2 protein-coding genes are annotated in these 1,512 nt (G+C 71.9%); both read right to left on the reverse strand.

The features are described 5' to 3' along the window. Positions 1 to 1,343, reverse strand: a 1,343-nt coding sequence (locus IEY91_RS41425; RefSeq protein ID WP_189177907.1) for a helix-turn-helix domain-containing protein, incomplete at its 3' end; no start/stop codon positions are given. After that, the coding region (locus IEY91_RS41430) for a DnaB-like helicase C-terminal domain-containing protein (protein ID WP_306309963.1) at positions 1,343 to 1,512 on the reverse strand (170 nt) is incomplete at its 5' end. The genes IEY91_RS41425 and IEY91_RS41430, both read right to left, overlap by 1 nt.

Raw genomic sequence — 1,512 nt, forward strand, 5'->3', positions numbered from 1 at the left:
TAGAGCTCGCGGTTGTAGTTCGACTCCCCCATCGTGGAGACGAACTTCGAGTACATCGCCTTCACGTACTCCAGGGTGACCTCGTCCTCGTCGGCGATCGCCCGGTCGCGGGCGTCCTTGAGGGCGATGCGGAACTTCTCCAGCAGGTTCTCGGTCGCGCCGGAGGTGTAGGACTCGTGGATCTGGGGCGCCTCGCACAGCCCGTACTTTGGGGACGACAGGCGTAGGAGCAGGCGCAGCGTCGGTTCGGTGACCCACAGCGGGCCGGGCTCGTCGCGGTTGCCCAGGGGGTTGGGCAGCACGTCCTCGTGGGCCCAGTCGGGCGGGGTGATCAGGTGGACGCCGGCGCGGCGCCGGTTGTGGTCGAAGCCGGTGGAGTGCTCGAGCTGGCCGATCGGCAGGTGCGTCTTGAGCGCGGAGAGGTAGGCGCCGTTGATGTCGAGCGCGGTCACCTCGTGGTGGCCGGGCGGCAGTTCGGGGCGGGTCCACTTCGGGCGGGCCTCCCAGATCTGGTCGGCGCCCCGCGCGCTCTGCTTGCGCAGGACGTCGGGGATCCAGGGGTGGGCGACGACGTCGTAGCGGGCGCCCTTGCGGGTCTCGTCCAGCAAGGCCATCGCGTCCGGGATCGCTCGCTTCACCAACGCGGTGGTCGCCGCGTCGACGTCGCCGGCGTGCTCGGCGAGCGCGGCCGCGACCGCGGTACCGATCAGGTCCGGCATGTCCGAGGCCGCCTGAACACGCCGTCCCGCGGGCATGATCGGCACACCTTGCCCCCGGCGGGCGTGTACGGCCCGCTGAGCGATCTTCGGCCCACGGCCCGAGGCCGTGGTGGTCGTGGGGCCTGTGGAGGCTTCTGAGGGCATTGTGGGCCCGTCTGGGGGCGTAGCAGAGCACTCGCTGGGGTCCAGGTGCTGGGGGTAGCTGGCGACTTGGTGACGGGCGGGCGCTCCGCACAGGACGCAGGGCTGCGGTTCGGCGAGCTCGTCCTGGTCGTCAATGGCCTGCGTGTCCGCCGCCGGTGAGCTGCTGCTCGGCTCCGCCTCCAGGAGGCGCTCGTCCGCCTCGGGCGCGGGCTCCGTGGCGGCGGCTTCGCGGGCGCGGAGCTTGTCCTCGGCGCCCCGGAGGAAGTAGGCGTAGCGGGCCCGGATTTCGCCGCTGGGGTCTCGGCCGGCTTCCCAGCCTCCGACCGTGCTGGGGCTCACGGAGAGGGCGCGGGCCACCTGGGCCCGGGACAGGCCGAGCGCCTCGCGCAGCGCGCGCCGCCGCTCTGCAGAAGGCAGCGGGGTGGGCTCGGCGGCGGCCGCAAGCAGTGAGTCGATCGCGGTGAAGTCGGGCTGGGTCATCACGCGTCCTCCTCGGCCATGTCGACGAAGCGGCTGTAGTGGCCCTGGAAGGCCACGCTGATCGTCGCGGTGGGCCCGTTGCGGTGCTTGGCCACGATGAGGTCGGCTTCGCCCGCGCGCGGTGACTCCTTCTCGTACGCGTCCTCGCGGTGCAGCAGGATCACCATGT

Source organism: Streptomyces lasiicapitis, assembly GCF_014646335.1.
Lineage (GTDB): Bacteria > Actinomycetota > Actinomycetes > Streptomycetales > Streptomycetaceae > Streptomyces > Streptomyces lasiicapitis.